The 14,052-nt window shown below is 63.2% G+C and carries 13 protein-coding genes; 2 read left to right on the top strand and 11 right to left on the bottom strand.

The annotated features are described in order from the left end of the window. Nucleotides 1-7: 7 nt before the first annotated feature. From V2S05_RS01315 to V2S05_RS01300, 4 genes are all read right to left on the bottom strand, one after another. On the bottom strand, nt 8-1,909 hold the full coding sequence (locus tag V2S05_RS01315) for a glycosyltransferase (protein ID WP_413633472.1): 1,902 nt from the start codon (nt 1,907-1,909) through the stop codon (nt 8-10). A gap of 11 nt (nt 1,910-1,920) precedes the next feature. Beyond that, nucleotides 1,921-3,057 carry a UDP-galactopyranose mutase gene (gene glf / locus V2S05_RS01310; RefSeq protein WP_413633471.1) on the bottom strand — a complete coding sequence of 379 codons (1,137 nt, stop codon included), beginning with the start codon at nt 3,055-3,057 and terminating at the stop codon, nt 1,921-1,923. 224 nt (nt 3,058-3,281) lie between these two features. Continuing rightward, nucleotides 3,282-4,223, bottom strand: a complete 942-nt coding sequence (locus tag V2S05_RS01305; RefSeq protein ID WP_413633470.1) for a glycosyltransferase — start codon at nt 4,221-4,223, stop codon at nt 3,282-3,284. Next, on the bottom strand, nt 4,220-4,939 hold the full coding sequence (locus V2S05_RS01300; protein WP_413633468.1) for a glycosyltransferase family 4 protein: 720 nt from the start codon (nt 4,937-4,939) through the stop codon (nt 4,220-4,222). The genes V2S05_RS01305 and V2S05_RS01300 overlap by 4 nt, the downstream gene beginning before the upstream one ends. A 60-nt stretch (nt 4,940-4,999) precedes the next feature. Here V2S05_RS01300 and V2S05_RS01295 point away from each other — a divergent pair, with 60 nt between their 5' ends. Beyond that, nucleotides 5,000-6,361: a glycosyltransferase family 2 protein gene (locus V2S05_RS01295; RefSeq protein WP_413633467.1), complete on the top strand. Its 1,362-nt coding sequence runs from the start codon at nt 5,000-5,002 to the stop codon at nt 6,359-6,361. Next, complete coding sequence (locus V2S05_RS01290; RefSeq protein WP_413633466.1) at nt 6,361-7,245, top strand: glycosyltransferase family 2 protein; 885 nt, start codon at nt 6,361-6,363, stop codon at nt 7,243-7,245. The genes V2S05_RS01295 and V2S05_RS01290 overlap by 1 nt, the downstream gene beginning before the upstream one ends. On the opposite strand, the gene V2S05_RS01285 is transcribed toward V2S05_RS01290, so the two are convergent. The 7 genes from V2S05_RS01285 to V2S05_RS01255 are packed head-to-tail and all read right to left on the bottom strand — an operon-like array spanning nt 7,195 to nt 13,995. After that, complete coding sequence (locus V2S05_RS01285) at nt 7,195-7,617, bottom strand: DUF2304 family protein (RefSeq protein WP_413633465.1); 423 nt, start codon at nt 7,615-7,617, stop codon at nt 7,195-7,197. The two genes, V2S05_RS01290 and V2S05_RS01285, sit on opposite strands and share 51 nt — an antisense overlap. Further along, the gene (locus V2S05_RS01280; RefSeq protein WP_413633464.1) at nt 7,614-8,375 is read right to left on the bottom strand and encodes a glycosyltransferase family 2 protein; all 762 of its coding nucleotides are present in this window, start codon (nt 8,373-8,375) and stop codon (nt 7,614-7,616) included. The genes V2S05_RS01285 and V2S05_RS01280 overlap by 4 nt, the downstream gene beginning before the upstream one ends. A 6-nt stretch (nt 8,376-8,381) precedes the next feature. Next, a complete protein-coding gene (locus V2S05_RS01275; RefSeq protein WP_413633462.1) occupies nt 8,382-9,806 on the bottom strand; it encodes a sugar nucleotide-binding protein in 1,425 nt (474 codons plus the stop codon). Between the two features lie 6 nt (nt 9,807-9,812). Continuing rightward, nucleotides 9,813-10,811: a dTDP-glucose 4,6-dehydratase gene (gene rfbB, locus V2S05_RS01270; RefSeq protein ID WP_413635196.1), complete on the bottom strand. Its 999-nt coding sequence runs from the start codon at nt 10,809-10,811 to the stop codon at nt 9,813-9,815. Continuing rightward, complete coding sequence (gene rfbA / locus V2S05_RS01265) at nt 10,811-11,680, bottom strand: glucose-1-phosphate thymidylyltransferase RfbA (RefSeq protein ID WP_413633461.1); 870 nt, start codon at nt 11,678-11,680, stop codon at nt 10,811-10,813. The genes rfbB and rfbA overlap by 1 nt, the downstream gene beginning before the upstream one ends. 12 nt (nt 11,681-11,692) lie before the next feature. Further along, nucleotides 11,693-12,934, bottom strand: coding sequence for a hypothetical protein (locus tag V2S05_RS01260; RefSeq protein WP_413633460.1), 1,242 nt, complete (start codon nt 12,932-12,934; stop codon nt 11,693-11,695). Between the two features lie 2 nt (nt 12,935-12,936). Further along, on the bottom strand, nt 12,937-13,995 hold the full coding sequence (locus V2S05_RS01255; protein WP_413633459.1) for a hypothetical protein: 1,059 nt from the start codon (nt 13,993-13,995) through the stop codon (nt 12,937-12,939). Nucleotides 13,996-14,052: the final 57 nt, after the last annotated feature.

Below are 14,052 nucleotides of genomic sequence, written 5' to 3'. Positions count from 1 at the left end.
AAAGCGGTCAGTTCTGCACACTATCGATCGTCTTGCGCCACTGCTCGGCGGAGGTGATCATCGGCGCGCCCTTCGAGTACTGCTCGGCGAGCCGCTTCCATCCGAGAGCGAGCTTGAGGTTCAGCCGGATGCTGCGCCAGAGGAACTTGTGCATCGTCGCGCGGTCGCGCTGGTACCACGCGACGCCGAGGCCGTCTGGAGAGGTCACCAGCGCGGAATCGATGTCGGCGAATCGCCACCAGGTGATGTCCGGCGCCGGGATGACGCGCTCGGGGTTGCGCCGACTGCCTGCCGCCTGCTTAATCAGCAGCTGGCGCATGGCGACGCGGACGGCGAGGGCCAGAGTAGCCACCGGATTCGTCGGCTTGCGCACGCTGCCGAGGATTGCCACCGAGGAGCGGCGAACCGGCGGGAGCGCGGAGAAGTCGTCGACGACCTTAGAGTCGACGTACTTCGTGCGCAGCTCACGGATCTCCGCCTGCTTGCTCGGAAGCAGGTCCGGGAGTACGGACGGCCCGCGGAACGCGTCCTTCAGCGCCTCATGGCGAAGGCGAACCGCCGAGTACTGCAGCATGAACAGCAGCTTGATGTCGCCGAGGAAGGAGTGCAGCGGAAGGTATCCCCCGTTGCGCACATCCGAGTGCAGAAGACCGGTGATCACACGGTTGCGGTGGATGAAGTACTCCTCCCACGTGCGCGTGGGGTCCTTGTCGTGCCACGCCATGTGCCACACCGCCACACCGGGCAGGCACACGGTGGGGTACCCCTTCGCCCGCGCCCGCAGAGAGAACTCGATGTCGTCGAACTTCAGGAAGACCGGGAGCGAGAGGCCGATCTCCCGCAGGATCGACGTCGGGATGAGGCACATCCACCACCCGTTGAAGTCGGCGCCGAGGTAGCGGTGCAGCTCAGGCGTCTCGCGCAGGGGCTCCTCGGCGAAGTCGTGGTCGTACTCGCTCGCGCCGGAGGGTCGCATCCACGACTTCCGCGGATCCCACACCTCACCCTGAGTGTAGAGTACGGAGCGATCGTCGAGGTGGAGCATGCCCCCTCCCACGATCGTGGGCGTCACCGCGAAGTCTGCAAAACGCACCGCCCGCACGATCGCCTCCGGTTCGGAGATCGCGTCGTCGTCGAGCAGCAGCACGTAGTCGCTGCTCTCCGAGCTGAGCCCCTCGAGCATGGCGCGTGAGAATCCGCCGGAGCCGCCCAGATTCGGCTGGCGGACGATCTCAAGGGTGTCGCCGAGCGCTGCGGCGGCATCCCCGAAGCCCGGCTGGTCCGACACGAGATCGGTGCCCTGGTCGACCACGATGACGCGGTCGAGCACCTCGTGCACGTGCTCGTTCTGCCCGACGGCGATGATCTGATTGAGGCAGTACGTGGGTCGGTTGAACGTCGTGATGCCGACGGTTGTCTTGCCGGGCTTCCAGGTCTCTGGTGCAGCAACCTGCCATTCCGCCGATACGAGAGTGACGTCCTCGTCGCCTGATGCGAGGTCGAACCAGTATGAACCGCCATCGATGAACGATGTGATCGGCAGTTCGAAGGTCACCGTCTCGTCCGCGAACGACTTCGACGCCAGCGCCGACGCCCGCCCTCGCGCGCTCGATTTGTAGACCGAGATGAGGCCACGGCCCTCGACGGTGGCGACCAGCCGTACCGACCGGACCCGGGTCCAGTGCTGCCAGTAGCTCGCGGGGAACGCGTTGAAGTACGTGCTCAATGACACGCGACGGTGAGCGTACACACGAATGCTACGCCGGTCGACGATCTCGTACGCCTCTCCCGGCTGCGACCCGTCGCCGGAGCCCGTGTCGACGTACAGGGCCGAAACCTCCGCCACCCCCTCGAGGGGGAAAACGGTGTGGTTGACGGCAATGTAGTTCTTGTTCTGTTCGTCAGTCATGTCGCCGTCCCTCACGCGAGCTGATTGTTCCACATGGTGAGCGCCGAGCCGATCGCCATGTGCATGTCGAGGTACTGGTACGTGCCGAGGCGACCGCCGAAGTGCACGTCCTGCTCGCCCTTGGCGAGCTCGCGGTATGCCAGCAGACCGTCGCGGTCCGCGGGCGTGTTGACCGGGTAGTACGGCTCGTCCTCGCGGTTTGCGAATCGCGAGAACTCGCGCATGATGACCGTCTTGTCCGACTCGAAGATCGCCTTGCGCTCCGGGTGGAAGTGCTTGAACTCGTGGATCCGGGTAAACGGCACGTCCAGGTCGGGATAGTTCATCACGCTCGTTCCCTGGAAATCGCCCACGTTCAGCACCTCCTGCTCGAAGTCCAGCGTGCGCCAGCTCAGCTCACCTTCCGCATAGTCGAAGTAGCGGTCGACGGGACCCGTATAGACGACCGGCAGCTGTCCCACCGTGTCGCGCTTGTTCAGCGGCTGAGTCTCATCGAAGTAGTCGACATCCAGCTTCACCTCGATGTTGGGGTGATCGGCCATCCGCTCCAGCCACGCCGTGTAGCCGTCGGTCGGCAGACCTTCCCAAGTGTCGTTGAAGTAGCGGTTGTCGTAGGTGTAGCGCACCGGGAGCCGGCTGATGATGTCACCCGAAAGCTTCTGCGGGTCGGTCTGCCACTGCTTCGCGGTGTAGTCGCGGAAGAACGCCTCGAACAGCGGGCGACCGACGAGGGCGATGCCCTTCTCCTCGAAGTTCTGCGCAGACTTCACGTCGAACTCCCCCGCCTGCTCCTTGACCAGCGCACGCGCTTCGTCGGGCGAATAGGCAGCGTGGAAAAACTGGTTGATCGTGCCGAGGTTCACCGGCATCGGATACACGACGCTGTTGTGGTTCGTGTAGACGCGGTGCACGTAATTCGTGAAGGTCGTGAATCGGTTCACATACTCCCACACCGTCGCATTCGACGTGTGGAACAGGTGCGCACCGTACCGGTGCACCTCGATACCCGTCTCGGGTTCGGCTTCGCTGTACGCGTTGCCGCCGATGTGGCCACGCCTGTCGATGACAGTGACCTTTCGTCCCGCTTCGGCTGCGCGTTCAGCGATGGTGAGGCCAAAGAAGCCCGACCCGACGACGAGGAGATCCATGTATGCAACTTTCCTGATACTGAGCGACGGAAGCGTGTGCGCGCCCGCGAGAAGCAGACGCCTTGCCATCTTAGCTGGCCGTCGGCTAGCCCCCTGAGGAGAGGAGCGGCGTCAGCTGCGCCACGGCGATTGGCATCGGCCTAAGGACGACGGCTGCGATGCCGGAAGTGCTTCTTCAGCCGCGGCGACATACAGCCCGTAATACGAATAGCCGCGCCACCGCGTCAGCGGAGCAGTGCTAGGACATCCTCTGGAATCTTCCCCAACCTGTCGTCCAGGGCGTCCTTCCAGCCGGCGCGAATTGCGCGAAGCTGCTTCCAACGATCCGGAGCGAGGAGAGAGCCACCCAGCACCATTTCTGCAAGCTTCATGTTTCGGACTCGCACCCAGTCTCGAGCGGAATCTCGGTAGGTTCGCGCCAGCCAACGGCTGTTGCGCACCATGTAATAAGTCCTCATTGGAGAGTGGTAAAGGACGTGGCGCGGGCGTCCGGCCAGAACCAACTGCCTACCGAAAACGGTGATGGGTACGAGCTCCCCTAGGGCGTGTGCCATCTCGAGCTCATCGTCCATGACGAACTCGAATCCGGCGGTATGTGCCCGCACCGTGAAATCGGAATCGACGGCGTCAATGAACAGTCGCTCAGTGAAGCCGCCCATCTCCTCAAAGGTTTCGACTGGCACAACCTGTCCGGACTGAATCGGATCAAACGGTCGTCCGTCGGAATCCCGGAGCACTGGCGCCCCACCAACAACGCCAGGAACGCCCGCAGCGACGCGAACGCCACTCGACACCGCCGCATCGATTAGGTCGATCAGTCGAGACACGTGCCCGGGCAGAAGCTCAGAATCCTGATCGAGCGTGAGCACGTGTGTGGCTTCCAGCTCCCTTGCGCGTTGAATAGCTACGTTGAGGGCTTTGGCGATTCCGCCGTTCTCGGGCAGAGAGATGGAGTGGAGCCCGTCACCGTTCAATCCAAGCGGTGCAAGGCTGGACGAGCCATCGTCAACGAGTACAACGTCATTGACCTGGCTCAGCAATGCTCTCGCTCGATCCGGCAAGTCGCGCGGTGCGCCGAAGACTGAAATCACCGCGACGACACGACGAGAATCCACTTGATCTGCCTTTCTACCGAGCGAGCGCGATCCTTGATCGTAGTTCATCATCGTCGCGCGACTCGGTTGTACAGATCCGTCAGCCGCCTCCGGAATGCGTAGTACCCGTAGGTCCGCTCCGCCCATGATGCCGCTGTCGCAGTTCGACCCATGTCGGGCTCACGGAGTTCGCGCACGATCGCTCCGGCCAGAACTTCAGGATCGTCATCGACAGCGGCAAACAGTTCGTGAGCGTCGATACCCTCGGCTCCCACCGAGGTTGCGACCACCGGAACGCTTCTGAGCATCGCATCGACAGTCTTGAACTTCACGCCGGCACCCGTGAGCAGCGGAGCAATGAAGACGCTGGCGCGTGCGTAGTACGGTTCGAGCGATTCCACAAACCCGGTCAGTTCTGCGGAGGTGGCTGCCTCGACGGCGCGACGGAGAGATTCGGGCGGATTCGCACCCGCGATGACCAGGCGAGCTTCGGGCACCGCCTCGACTACTTTTGGCCAGGCCGTGCGCAGAAACCACTCTGCACCTCGAGAATTGTCTGGTCTTCCCAGGGCACCTGTGAAGAGCACCTCGGGGCGTTCTCGACTTGGGTCCCGCGGCAGAGTGTTCTCAGTGCTGAGCCCGGGGTGCACCACCTCCACGCGCAGCCTCGGGGCAAGCTGGCGGGCGAGCAGAGCGTCCTTCTCGCTGAAAACCACCAGGAGGTCGAGGGAGTCGAACGATCGAGCCTCACGACGGCGGCTGCGCGCTGCGATGAAGCGGAATCCCATGCGCCTCAGCGGGCCAGCCGCCGCGTCAGTCGCTCGCTCCCACCGTTGGGTGATGATGTCATGCGCGATTCCGATGAGGAACGCATCGGGAACTCGGGTGCGCAGAAGCGGAGCCAGTGCTATAACCTCCGACCACTGGAGCTCGACCAGGTCTGCGCGTTCGAGAACCCTCCATGGCGCATGCCGGGTGTGGAACAACCATCGCCATGGCCAGGGAACGGCGCTCCCAGAAAGGGCAGACTCCACGTCCCACAGCGCTTTGCATCCACCCCTGCCGCCTGGCCCTCTTCCGCGAAGCAAGTCAACGGTCGATACATCCGCACCCTGGCGAAGCGATTCCCTGTTGACGGGAGTATCGACCCCGAAGATCCTGAGTTCGGCGAACTCCTCGAGTACGCGATAGTGTGCCAGCACATACTGCCCTCCCGCGTGAGCGATAGAGGGATACGGGATATACTTCGTGAGGCTCGCTATCGTCGGGGTCGCCCCCAGACGTGGAACGCGCGAGAAAACTTCGGAGGCCACGTCTCCAGCCTAGGACACGTCAGCTGTCGATTCGGGGACCTGATCATCACCGCTTACACCGCCGTCGTCATCGCATACAAGCAACCTCAGCTCCTTAAAGAGGTCCTGCATCGACTGTCCTCGCAGACGCTTCTGCCCCGCGACGTCATCGTCGTCGACAACGGCGGGACTGTGCTGAGAAGCGACATCGACGGTTCCGCGTTGCGAGATCGGATCTCGATCATTCCGCGTCCCGACAACCCCGGGTATGCGGCAGCGGTCAACGAAGCACGCGGACGGTGCGCAGAAGCAGTGCTCGTGCTCACTCACGACGCCAACTTCGGCGATCACCTCGCGGAGGAACTCATCTCGTCCCTCGAGGCAGATCCGTCTGCCGGGGCGACAGCACCCATTCTTCACTGGGCGTCGGAGCCCGACCGGATCTTCTCAGCGGGCGGGTATCTGACCTCAGGGGGTCGAGCAGGTCATCTCACACAGATGCGGTCCCTAGACCCGTACGCTGTGGACTGGGCGGACGGCGCCATTGTCATGTACCGCAGATCGGCACTCGACGCGATCGATTGGTTAGACGAGCGCTATTTCCTCTACTTCGAGGATGTCGACACCGCATGGCGGATGGCACGCATCGGATACAGCACGCTAATCGTGCCGGCGGCCAAAGCAATGCAGCAGCCAGGTGCACATCCGGTGTACCTGGGCATCAGGAACATGACCCTCTTCGCGCGAACTGCCAGTGTCACGCCTCTGGCCCAACTCGGGGCCGTGGTGCGCAGACTCGTGGAAGAGAGTGCGGCGTCGGTGCTTCGGGGACGACCTCCGCGCGTGATCGACGCATGGCGCGGATGGCGAGACGGCCGCCACGGACGCTCCGGCAAACCTCCTTCTGGGGCATCGTGATGGAGATCGATGTCATCCTTCCCTACTACGGAGACTCGCCGCACTTTCGTGCCGCCGTCCGGAGTGTGCTCGCGCAGCGCCACACCGACTGGCGCCTCGTGTGCGTCGACGATGCGAGCATCGATGGCGGTGCCGGCACGTGGCTTGCCTCGCTCAACGACCCGCGAGTTCGCTCTGTCCGGAACGATCACAACCTCGGAGTTGCCGGCAACTTCGCGCGGTGTCTCACGCTGGTCGAAGCGCCACACTTCATCATGATGGGGAGTGACGACCTCATGCTCCCCTCCCATCTGTCAACACTCGCGGCCGCTGCCGATCGACATCCTGGCGCGGAAATGTTCCAGAGCGGTGTCCAGGTGATCGATGAGGACGGACGACCGACACTGCCTCTCGCAGACCGCGTCAAGCGAATCCTCCGTCCTCGAACCGAGCACGGAGACGTCGTTCTCAAGGACGAGCCACTAGCCGTCAGCCTCACACGAGCGGACTGGGCCTACTTTCCCTCAATCCTCTGGAGGAGCGAAACGGCCCAGCGGATAGGCTTCGACCAGCGATTCGACATCGCTCTCGACCTCGGTCTCATCCTCGACATCGCGTTGGACGGCGGGCGCCTGATCGTCATCGATCCCGTCACTTTTACCTATCGACGTCACCGTGCTTCGGCGTCGATGTCCTCGGCGAGGTCAGGAGAGCGCTTCATGCAGGAGCGCCTCTTCTTCCTCGAATACGCCGAGCGATTCCGTCGTCGAGGCTGGTCTCGTGCTGCAAGAGTCGCTCAGCATCACGTCATCTCGAGGCTCAATGCTGCAACCGAAACGCCCGGGGCCCTTCTGTCACGCGATTGGGTCGCCGTTCGCAGCCTCGCCGCCCACCTCTTCCGATGAGGCTCCACGCTCATTCGATCTTCGATGGGATCCTTGACGCTCCAGGCGATCGAGCCTAGCGCCGACGATCGCGACCTCTTCCGCGAGACGCCGGGCCTCGTCTTCGCTCTGTGACAATTCCCACGACAGATGAAGAGCGATACCAAGAATCACAAGGATCGCTGCTGCAAACAGAAGATTGATGGGGAGCTGGACGCCGAGCAGATGCGTTGTCCAGTCGAGTAGCGCGGGAAAGAGGCCGAGCACCAGCAGCACGACGCCCAGGACAAGCCACAGGACGGCATACTTTTCGCGCAGCCGCCGTGTAAGAAGCATCCACAGCACGGTGGCGATGATCGTCAAAGCCATCACCACGCCCAATGCCACGATCATGATGCTCCACCTCCGTCTGAATGTGCAGGCTCATCCCGCTTCTTGGTCGGCGACGGTCGCATCAACGCCAATGTCAGAGCAAAACAAGACCGCAGTAGGTAGATCGTCGAACCGATCGGACCCTGACTTGGGCTTCCGTGCCTGCGCGGTCTCATCGCGACGGGCACCTGCGTCACCGTCAGTCCTGCGTGACACGCGGCTACAAGCGAGTCGAGTGTGTCTCCAAGATACTCCGCCGGATAGTACCGAACGTACTGATCAATTGCTCGCGGACCGGCCGCACGGAAACCACTGGTGACATCAGTGAGACGCGTCTTCGCCACCCCGGAAACGACGCGAGCCAGTACCACCATCGCCCACCGGCGCGGGCCCCGGACCGTATAGTCACCGACATCGGCGAACCTGGCGCCGATGGAGATGTCCGCGTCGTTCAGCCCCTGCAGAACTCGTTCGATGTCGGCAGGGTTGTGCTGGCCATCGGCATCGACTTGAATGGCGCGACGGTAGCCCATTCGCTGAGCGTAGGTGAATCCCGCGCGCATAGCGCCCCCGACACCGAGGTTGAACGGAAGAGACATCACGAGCGCACCCGCATCGCGCGCCAGGTCAGGCGTGGCGTCTGAAGAGCCGTCGTCCACGACTAGAACGTCATAATCCGGATCTGCGAGCAGGATCTCACGGACAGTAGCGCCAACGCTCTTGTGCTCGTTCCACGCGGGAACGAGCACAAGCACTCGATTCTCGGTTTCGCGCCCCATAGTACGTCAGGACCCGCTCTGGCCGAGGTAGCTCCGTAGCCTCTCCACAGCATCCCCGGGGTGAAAACCGGTCGCTTCGATCGCGTCAAGCGACAGCACACTGTTGCGCGGTCGCGGAGCGACCGGAAGGGTCGCGGAGGCGAAATACGTGTCGGTACTCACTCCGGTGACGCGAGCGGGATCCGCTCCGACAAGCGTGAAGACGTGGCGGGCGACGTCAGCCCAGGACATCGGGTCGCCGGTGCTGGTTAGGTTGTACGTGCCATACGGCGGGCGGACCTCGAGCAGGTGGCGAATCCCTCGAGCCAGGTCGGACGTGAATGTGAGACGTCCAAATTGGTCGTCCACGACGTCAGGGTCGACGCCGCGCTCGGCAAGCGACTGCATGGTGCGGACGAAGTTCCGTCCCTCTCCTATGACCCAGGAAGTGCGAAGCACATAGTGCCGCGTTGCCGTCGCGATCGCGATGTCTCCAGCTGCCTTCGATTGCCCGTAGACGCCAAGCGGTGCCAGTGGGGCGTCCTCAGCGTACGGTTCTTGCGCGGCACCATCAAAGACATAGTCACTGGAGACATGGATGATCGTCAGTCCGAACTCCGCTGCGATCGCTGCTAGCGCTGCAGGTCCGGCAGCGTTAGCCGCCCATGCCTGATGTCTCCCCTCGGGCGTCTCAGCCAGGTCGACGGCGGTGTAGGCGCCGGCGTTGATGATCGTGTCGTAGTCACGCCACTTCCGTGCGTGGCGCAGATCACCCCGGCCGAGGTCGAGTTCCTGACGGGAGGCCCACTCGAAGCGGGCGGAGTCCCCGAACTCTGCGCGAATCGCTCGGCCGAGCTGCCCCGTGGAGCCGATGACGAGAGTCTTGCGTGGAGGAATCGGGTTGACCTCGCCCAGGCGTGGGTGAGCTGCGTCCTTGGCAGAGATCTCGGCAGCGGCGAGCGGAATGGGCCAGTCGATCGCGACGTCTGGATCTGCGAGGTTCAAGAAGGAGTATGACGCGTTGGGAGACCAATGATCGTTGACGAGATACGTGTACGCAGTGTCCGGCTCGAGGGTCTGGTAGGAGTTGCCCACCCCTCGCGGAACGAACACGGCGCGAGATGAATCCAGTTCGATGGTAAAGACTGTGCCGAAGCTCGGCCCCTCGCGCAGATCGACCCAGGCCCCATATATTCGGCCCGTGGCGACCGACACCCACTTATCCCACGGCTCCGCGTGGATGCCACGCGTCGTTCCGACAGCGTCGTTGAACGAGATGTTGTTCTGAACGGGACCAAAATCAGGGAGACCGAGCGCGACCATCTTCTCCCGCTGCCAGTTCTCTTTGAACCAGCCCCGGTTGTCACCGTGCACGGGTAGATCGAACACCACCAGCCCAGGAATGGGCGACGGCGTGGATCCCAGCGGTTTTCCGAAGGCGATGCCGCTCACTGTGTGCTATTGCCCCTTCGTCGCGTAGAAAGCTTCCGTCTGGTCCTTTGACGGCGCCCACCAGGATTCGTTGTCGCGGTACCACCGAATGGTGTCGGCGAGGCCAGACTCGAAGTCCGCGTACCGCGGCTCCCACCCGAGCTCGGTTCTCAGTTTCGTGGAATCGATCGCATATCGCAGGTCATGACCTGCCCGATCAGTGACATGGTCGTACGCGTCGCGGGGCTGGCCCATCTCGGCGAGGATCAGTTCCACCACATCCCTGTTGTTGCGCTCACCGTCTGCACCGATCAAGTAGGTCTCGCCGATGCGGCCCGATTCCAGAATCGTCAGCACAGCGGAGGAATGATCGTTCGCGTGAATCCAGTCACGCACGTTCTCGCCGGCGCCGTAGAGCTTCGGGCGGATCCCGCGGATGACATTGGTGATCTGGCGCGGGATGAACTTCTCGACATGCTGGAACGGACCGTAGTTGTTCGAGCAATTGGATATCGTCGCCTGGACTCCGAACGAGCGCACCCACGCCCTCACGAGCAGATCACTGCCCGCCTTGGTCGACGAGTACGGCGACGAGGGGTTATACGGCGTGTGTTCCGTGAAGCGCTCAGGGTCGTCGAGCTCGAGATCGCCGTACACCTCGTCAGTCGAGATGTGGTGGAAGCGCGTCTCATGGCAACGCGCGGCCTCAAGAAGCGTGTATGTGCCGACGATGTTCGTGTCGAGGAACGGCCGCGGGCTGTGCAGCGAGTTGTCATTGTGGGATTCGGCTGCGTAGTGGACGACGGCATCGGCGTCCGCGACGAGCCGATCGACGAGCTCGGCGTCGGTGATGTCTCCGCGAACGAAGGTCACACGATCCTCCGGCAACCCAGCAAGCGACTCGAGGTTGCCCGCGTAGGTAAGCGCATCGAGCACAGTGACGACGTGATCCGTGTTGTCCACGACATAGTGCACGAAGTTGGATCCGATGAAGCCGGCACCACCGGTCACGAGGAGATTCGACATCAGCGACCTCTTTCCACTGTCTCGAGCAGATAGGTTCCGTACCCCGACTTCACCAGCCTGTCCGCGCGGTCGCGAAGCTCCTGATCCGACAGGAATCCCTGGCGCCACGCGACCTCCTCCGGGACTCCGATACGAAGCCCCGTGCGGCGCTCCATGGTGCGCACGTAGTCTCCAGCATCCGACATCTGATCGAACGTTCCGGTGTCGAGCCAGGCCGTTCCTCGCGGAAGTACCTCGACCCGCAAAGACCCGCGCTCCAGGTAAGCGCGGTTGATGTCGGTGATCTCGTATTCTCCGCGCGCGCTGGGCTTGAGCCCGCGAGCGATCTCGACGACGTCGTTGTCGTAGAAGTAGAGCCCGGGGACGGCGAAGTTGCTCTTCGGAACTGCCGGCTTCTCCTCCAGAGAGACAGCGCGGCCAGCGTCGTCGAACTCGACGACGCCGTACGCGCTCGGCTCCGCTACCCAGTAGGCGAAGACAGCCCCGCCGACGACGTCGGTGTATCGCTTCAGCTGGGCGCCGAGCCCCGGACCATAAAGAAGGTTGTCCCCCAACACCAACGCGACCTTGTCGTCGCCAATGAAGTCCGCACCGATGACGAATGCCTGCGCGAGGCCGTCTGGCGATGGCTGCTGCGCGAACGTCAGGTTGACGCCGAACTGCGAGCCGTCTCCGAGCAACCGCTCAAACTGCTCGGCGTCATGCGGCGTCGTGATGACGAGTATGTCCCTGATTCCCGCCAGCATGAGCGTCGAGAGCGGGTAGTAGACCATCGGCTTGTCGTAAACCGGAATCAGTTGCTTGGAAACTCCGAGCGTAATCGGATGCAGCCGTGTACCGGATCCCCCGGCGAGAATGATGCCCTTCACGGTTCAATCGTGTCACAGATCCGCTGGACGTTCGGATGGCGCAATCATGAGCCTGCGGCGCAGACCCATCACTGCGACCGCCTGAACGGCCGTCACCAGGGCCTCGGAGACCGCGAATCCGGCGGCCGCCCCGGCCACTTCACCAAGCCATGCGCCCACGATTATCGCCGGGACGCCGAAAATCGCACCGACGACGGTGCTCGCGGTGACGGTTCTCACCTGGCCGAAGGGCACGAGGATGAGTCGTCCGAGTGCTGTATTCAGTGCGATGGAAAGAAAGGCCAAGCCAATCATCGAGGATGCAAGGTATTCGATCCTGTACTCCGGTCCGAAGAACCATTCGGTCACCCAGGGCGCGAGCGCGGCGATCCCGACCGCGCCGACCGCCCCGATACCGCCGAGCACGACGACGGCGCGTCGTCCACGTGCCGCGAGAGACTGGTGACTCGAGTCCTCGCTAACCCAGCCTTGAACCGCGTTGGCGGACGCGACCACTGCCGTGAGTGACGCTTTGAAGAGGCGATCCGCCATTCCGTACACCGCGACGACCTGGACAGATCCGCCGATCGCCACAAGGCTGACCGTCGCGGAACTGTACACACCACCCGATACCATCGCGAGTGCTGCCGGGATCTCCGCCTGCAGCACGCGACCCGCACGTTGCCATGACGAGCGGCGTACGACCCAGTGAACCGCGCCGGTGCGGACCATAAAAGCGATCTGCCCCGCGCAGGTCCCCACGAGCAGGCACATCGGGTACCAGATCACGTCTTTCGTCGTCGCCACGAGCACGACTGCTCCCAAGCCGGCCAGAGCGCGCGGGACTGTGTCGTACACGGCGAGAAGCGCTGGCTGGCTTCGTCCCACAAGGAACCAGGACGGAGAGAGCGCTCCGACCGCCGATGCGAGGACGGCCAGCGCCACAATGCCGAAACTGTCTGCTGGCGCGAGCACCGCCGCAAGCAGCCCGGCCGGCAGCAGCGCAATGAGCAAGATGATCAGCCGGGGAACGATGCTCTCCGCGAACGCATGAGCGGCGCGCAGCGGCGATAGGTTGGCGACCCTCGCCGGTCCCGTGAGCGGCCACCCATATGCACCGATCAAGGCGACCATCGCGCCGATGGAATCCCCGATCCCCAACGCGGCCACCTCGCCCTGGGACGCAGTACGCGAGATGATAGGGAGGATGAGGAACGGGACCAGCAACGAGATGAAAGGCAGAAGGGCCAGCCCGCCGAAGCGCCGGACCGACATACTCAGTTCGCACCGGTGAGCGGCGAGTCGTCCTCCCAGCGGCCTTCGATGAAGGCGCGCCTGACTTCCTGCGCAAAGCGCTTCTCGTCGTCGAGGATCCAGTTGAGGTAGCCCTCCTGGGCCTCGACCGCACTCGAGACGTCTCTCAGAACCGCGGCGATGCGCCCGGCAGCGTCCGTCGCGAAGTCCCTGCTCGACGTCACCTTGAACTGATCCGCAATCGGAACATCACCCCAGTACGCCCCAGCTCCGCGACGCGCGACCATCGTCACCGCCCCGTTCAAGGCAGCCTCACGCGGCATCCGATCGCGTCCCGGATGATACCCCGGATCGAAATAGACAGCGCTTCGCCGGAGCATGTCGGCTACCCCCTCGGCGCTCAGACCCTCCAACCGATGCCACTCCACGCCCGGCAGTAGTGGGCCCAGGAGATCAGGAACCCACGGGGCTTTCTTCGGGTTGAAGGCGATCGATTTGGACCGCGGGGTGTGTGCCTCTCGCTCGCCCGTCGTGCTCCGGGGGATGTAGTCGGTCACGAATGTCCCCGCCATACCGTAGTGAGTCTGGATGTATGCCCTCGCATACGCGGACTGAGCCAGGTGCTTGCTGGATCGGAGGATCTCCCCCATGGGCATGGCCGCCATGACACGACGCTCGATCGCAACCTTCGCAGACGGTGCCCACGGAACATGAGGCACTCCGAGCCGCGCCGTGAACTTACGATCCAACCGCTCCTGCGTAGGCAGGAAAGGCATCGCATTGTCGATACTCAACCACCAGATGATTCGTTCGGCGCTTCGCACACGGCGCAACGTGCTGATGGCAGACTCCGGCACGATGACCGCGTTGCCGGGAGCATCTTCGATACGGCTTACCTCCGGGGCGTCGTACTTGTCGTACTCCCGCACCCGCGGGACGTGCTCCATCCCCGGGAGCGGAACAAGTGTGGCATCGACCTCGATCGCCCGGAGGTGATGAACGAGCTGGTGAAGTGCCTCCGGACCACCAGTACGGGTTCCACGCGGATAGTAGACGAAAACCCGGCCATAGACGCCCGCCATGAGCCGTCCTCTCACGCTCGGTCTGGTCGAGCATCGTATGAACTCGAATCGTCAGAT

The sequence above is a fragment of the Microbacterium sp. OR16 genome (assembly GCF_047306725.1).
GTDB lineage: Bacteria > Actinomycetota > Actinomycetes > Actinomycetales > Microbacteriaceae > Microbacterium.
This window is presented reverse-complemented; position numbering and strand designations above follow the sequence as displayed.

Excerpts from the sequence above, each read along its gene's own strand:
- V2S05_RS01305 (WP_413633470.1), bottom strand. The coding sequence starts at position 4,223 with ATGATGAACTACGATCAAGGATCGCGCTCGCTCGGTAGAAAGGCAGAT.
- V2S05_RS01315 (WP_413633472.1), bottom strand. The coding sequence starts at position 1,909 with ATGACTGACGAACAGAACAAGAACTACATTGCCGTCAACCACACCGTT.
- V2S05_RS01300 (WP_413633468.1), bottom strand. The coding sequence starts at position 4,939 with ATGGGATTCCGCTTCATCGCAGCGCGCAGCCGCCGTCGTGAGGCTCGA.
- V2S05_RS01285 (WP_413633465.1), bottom strand. The coding sequence starts at position 7,617 with ATGATCGTGGCATTGGGCGTGGTGATGGCTTTGACGATCATCGCCACC.
- V2S05_RS01290 (WP_413633466.1), top strand. The coding sequence starts at position 6,361 with ATGGAGATCGATGTCATCCTTCCCTACTACGGAGACTCGCCGCACTTT.
- V2S05_RS01255 (WP_413633459.1), bottom strand. The coding sequence starts at position 13,995 with ATGGCGGGCGTCTATGGCCGGGTTTTCGTCTACTATCCGCGTGGAACC.
- V2S05_RS01280 (WP_413633464.1), bottom strand. The coding sequence starts at position 8,375 with ATGGGGCGCGAAACCGAGAATCGAGTGCTTGTGCTCGTTCCCGCGTGG.
- V2S05_RS01295 (WP_413633467.1), top strand. The coding sequence starts at position 5,000 with ATGCGCGATTCCGATGAGGAACGCATCGGGAACTCGGGTGCGCAGAAG.
- V2S05_RS01260 (WP_413633460.1), bottom strand. The coding sequence starts at position 12,934 with ATGTCGGTCCGGCGCTTCGGCGGGCTGGCCCTTCTGCCTTTCATCTCG.
- rfbB (WP_413635196.1), bottom strand. The coding sequence starts at position 10,811 with ATGTCGAATCTCCTCGTGACCGGTGGTGCCGGCTTCATCGGATCCAAC.
- glf (WP_413633471.1), bottom strand. The coding sequence starts at position 3,057 with ATGGATCTCCTCGTCGTCGGGTCGGGCTTCTTTGGCCTCACCATCGCT.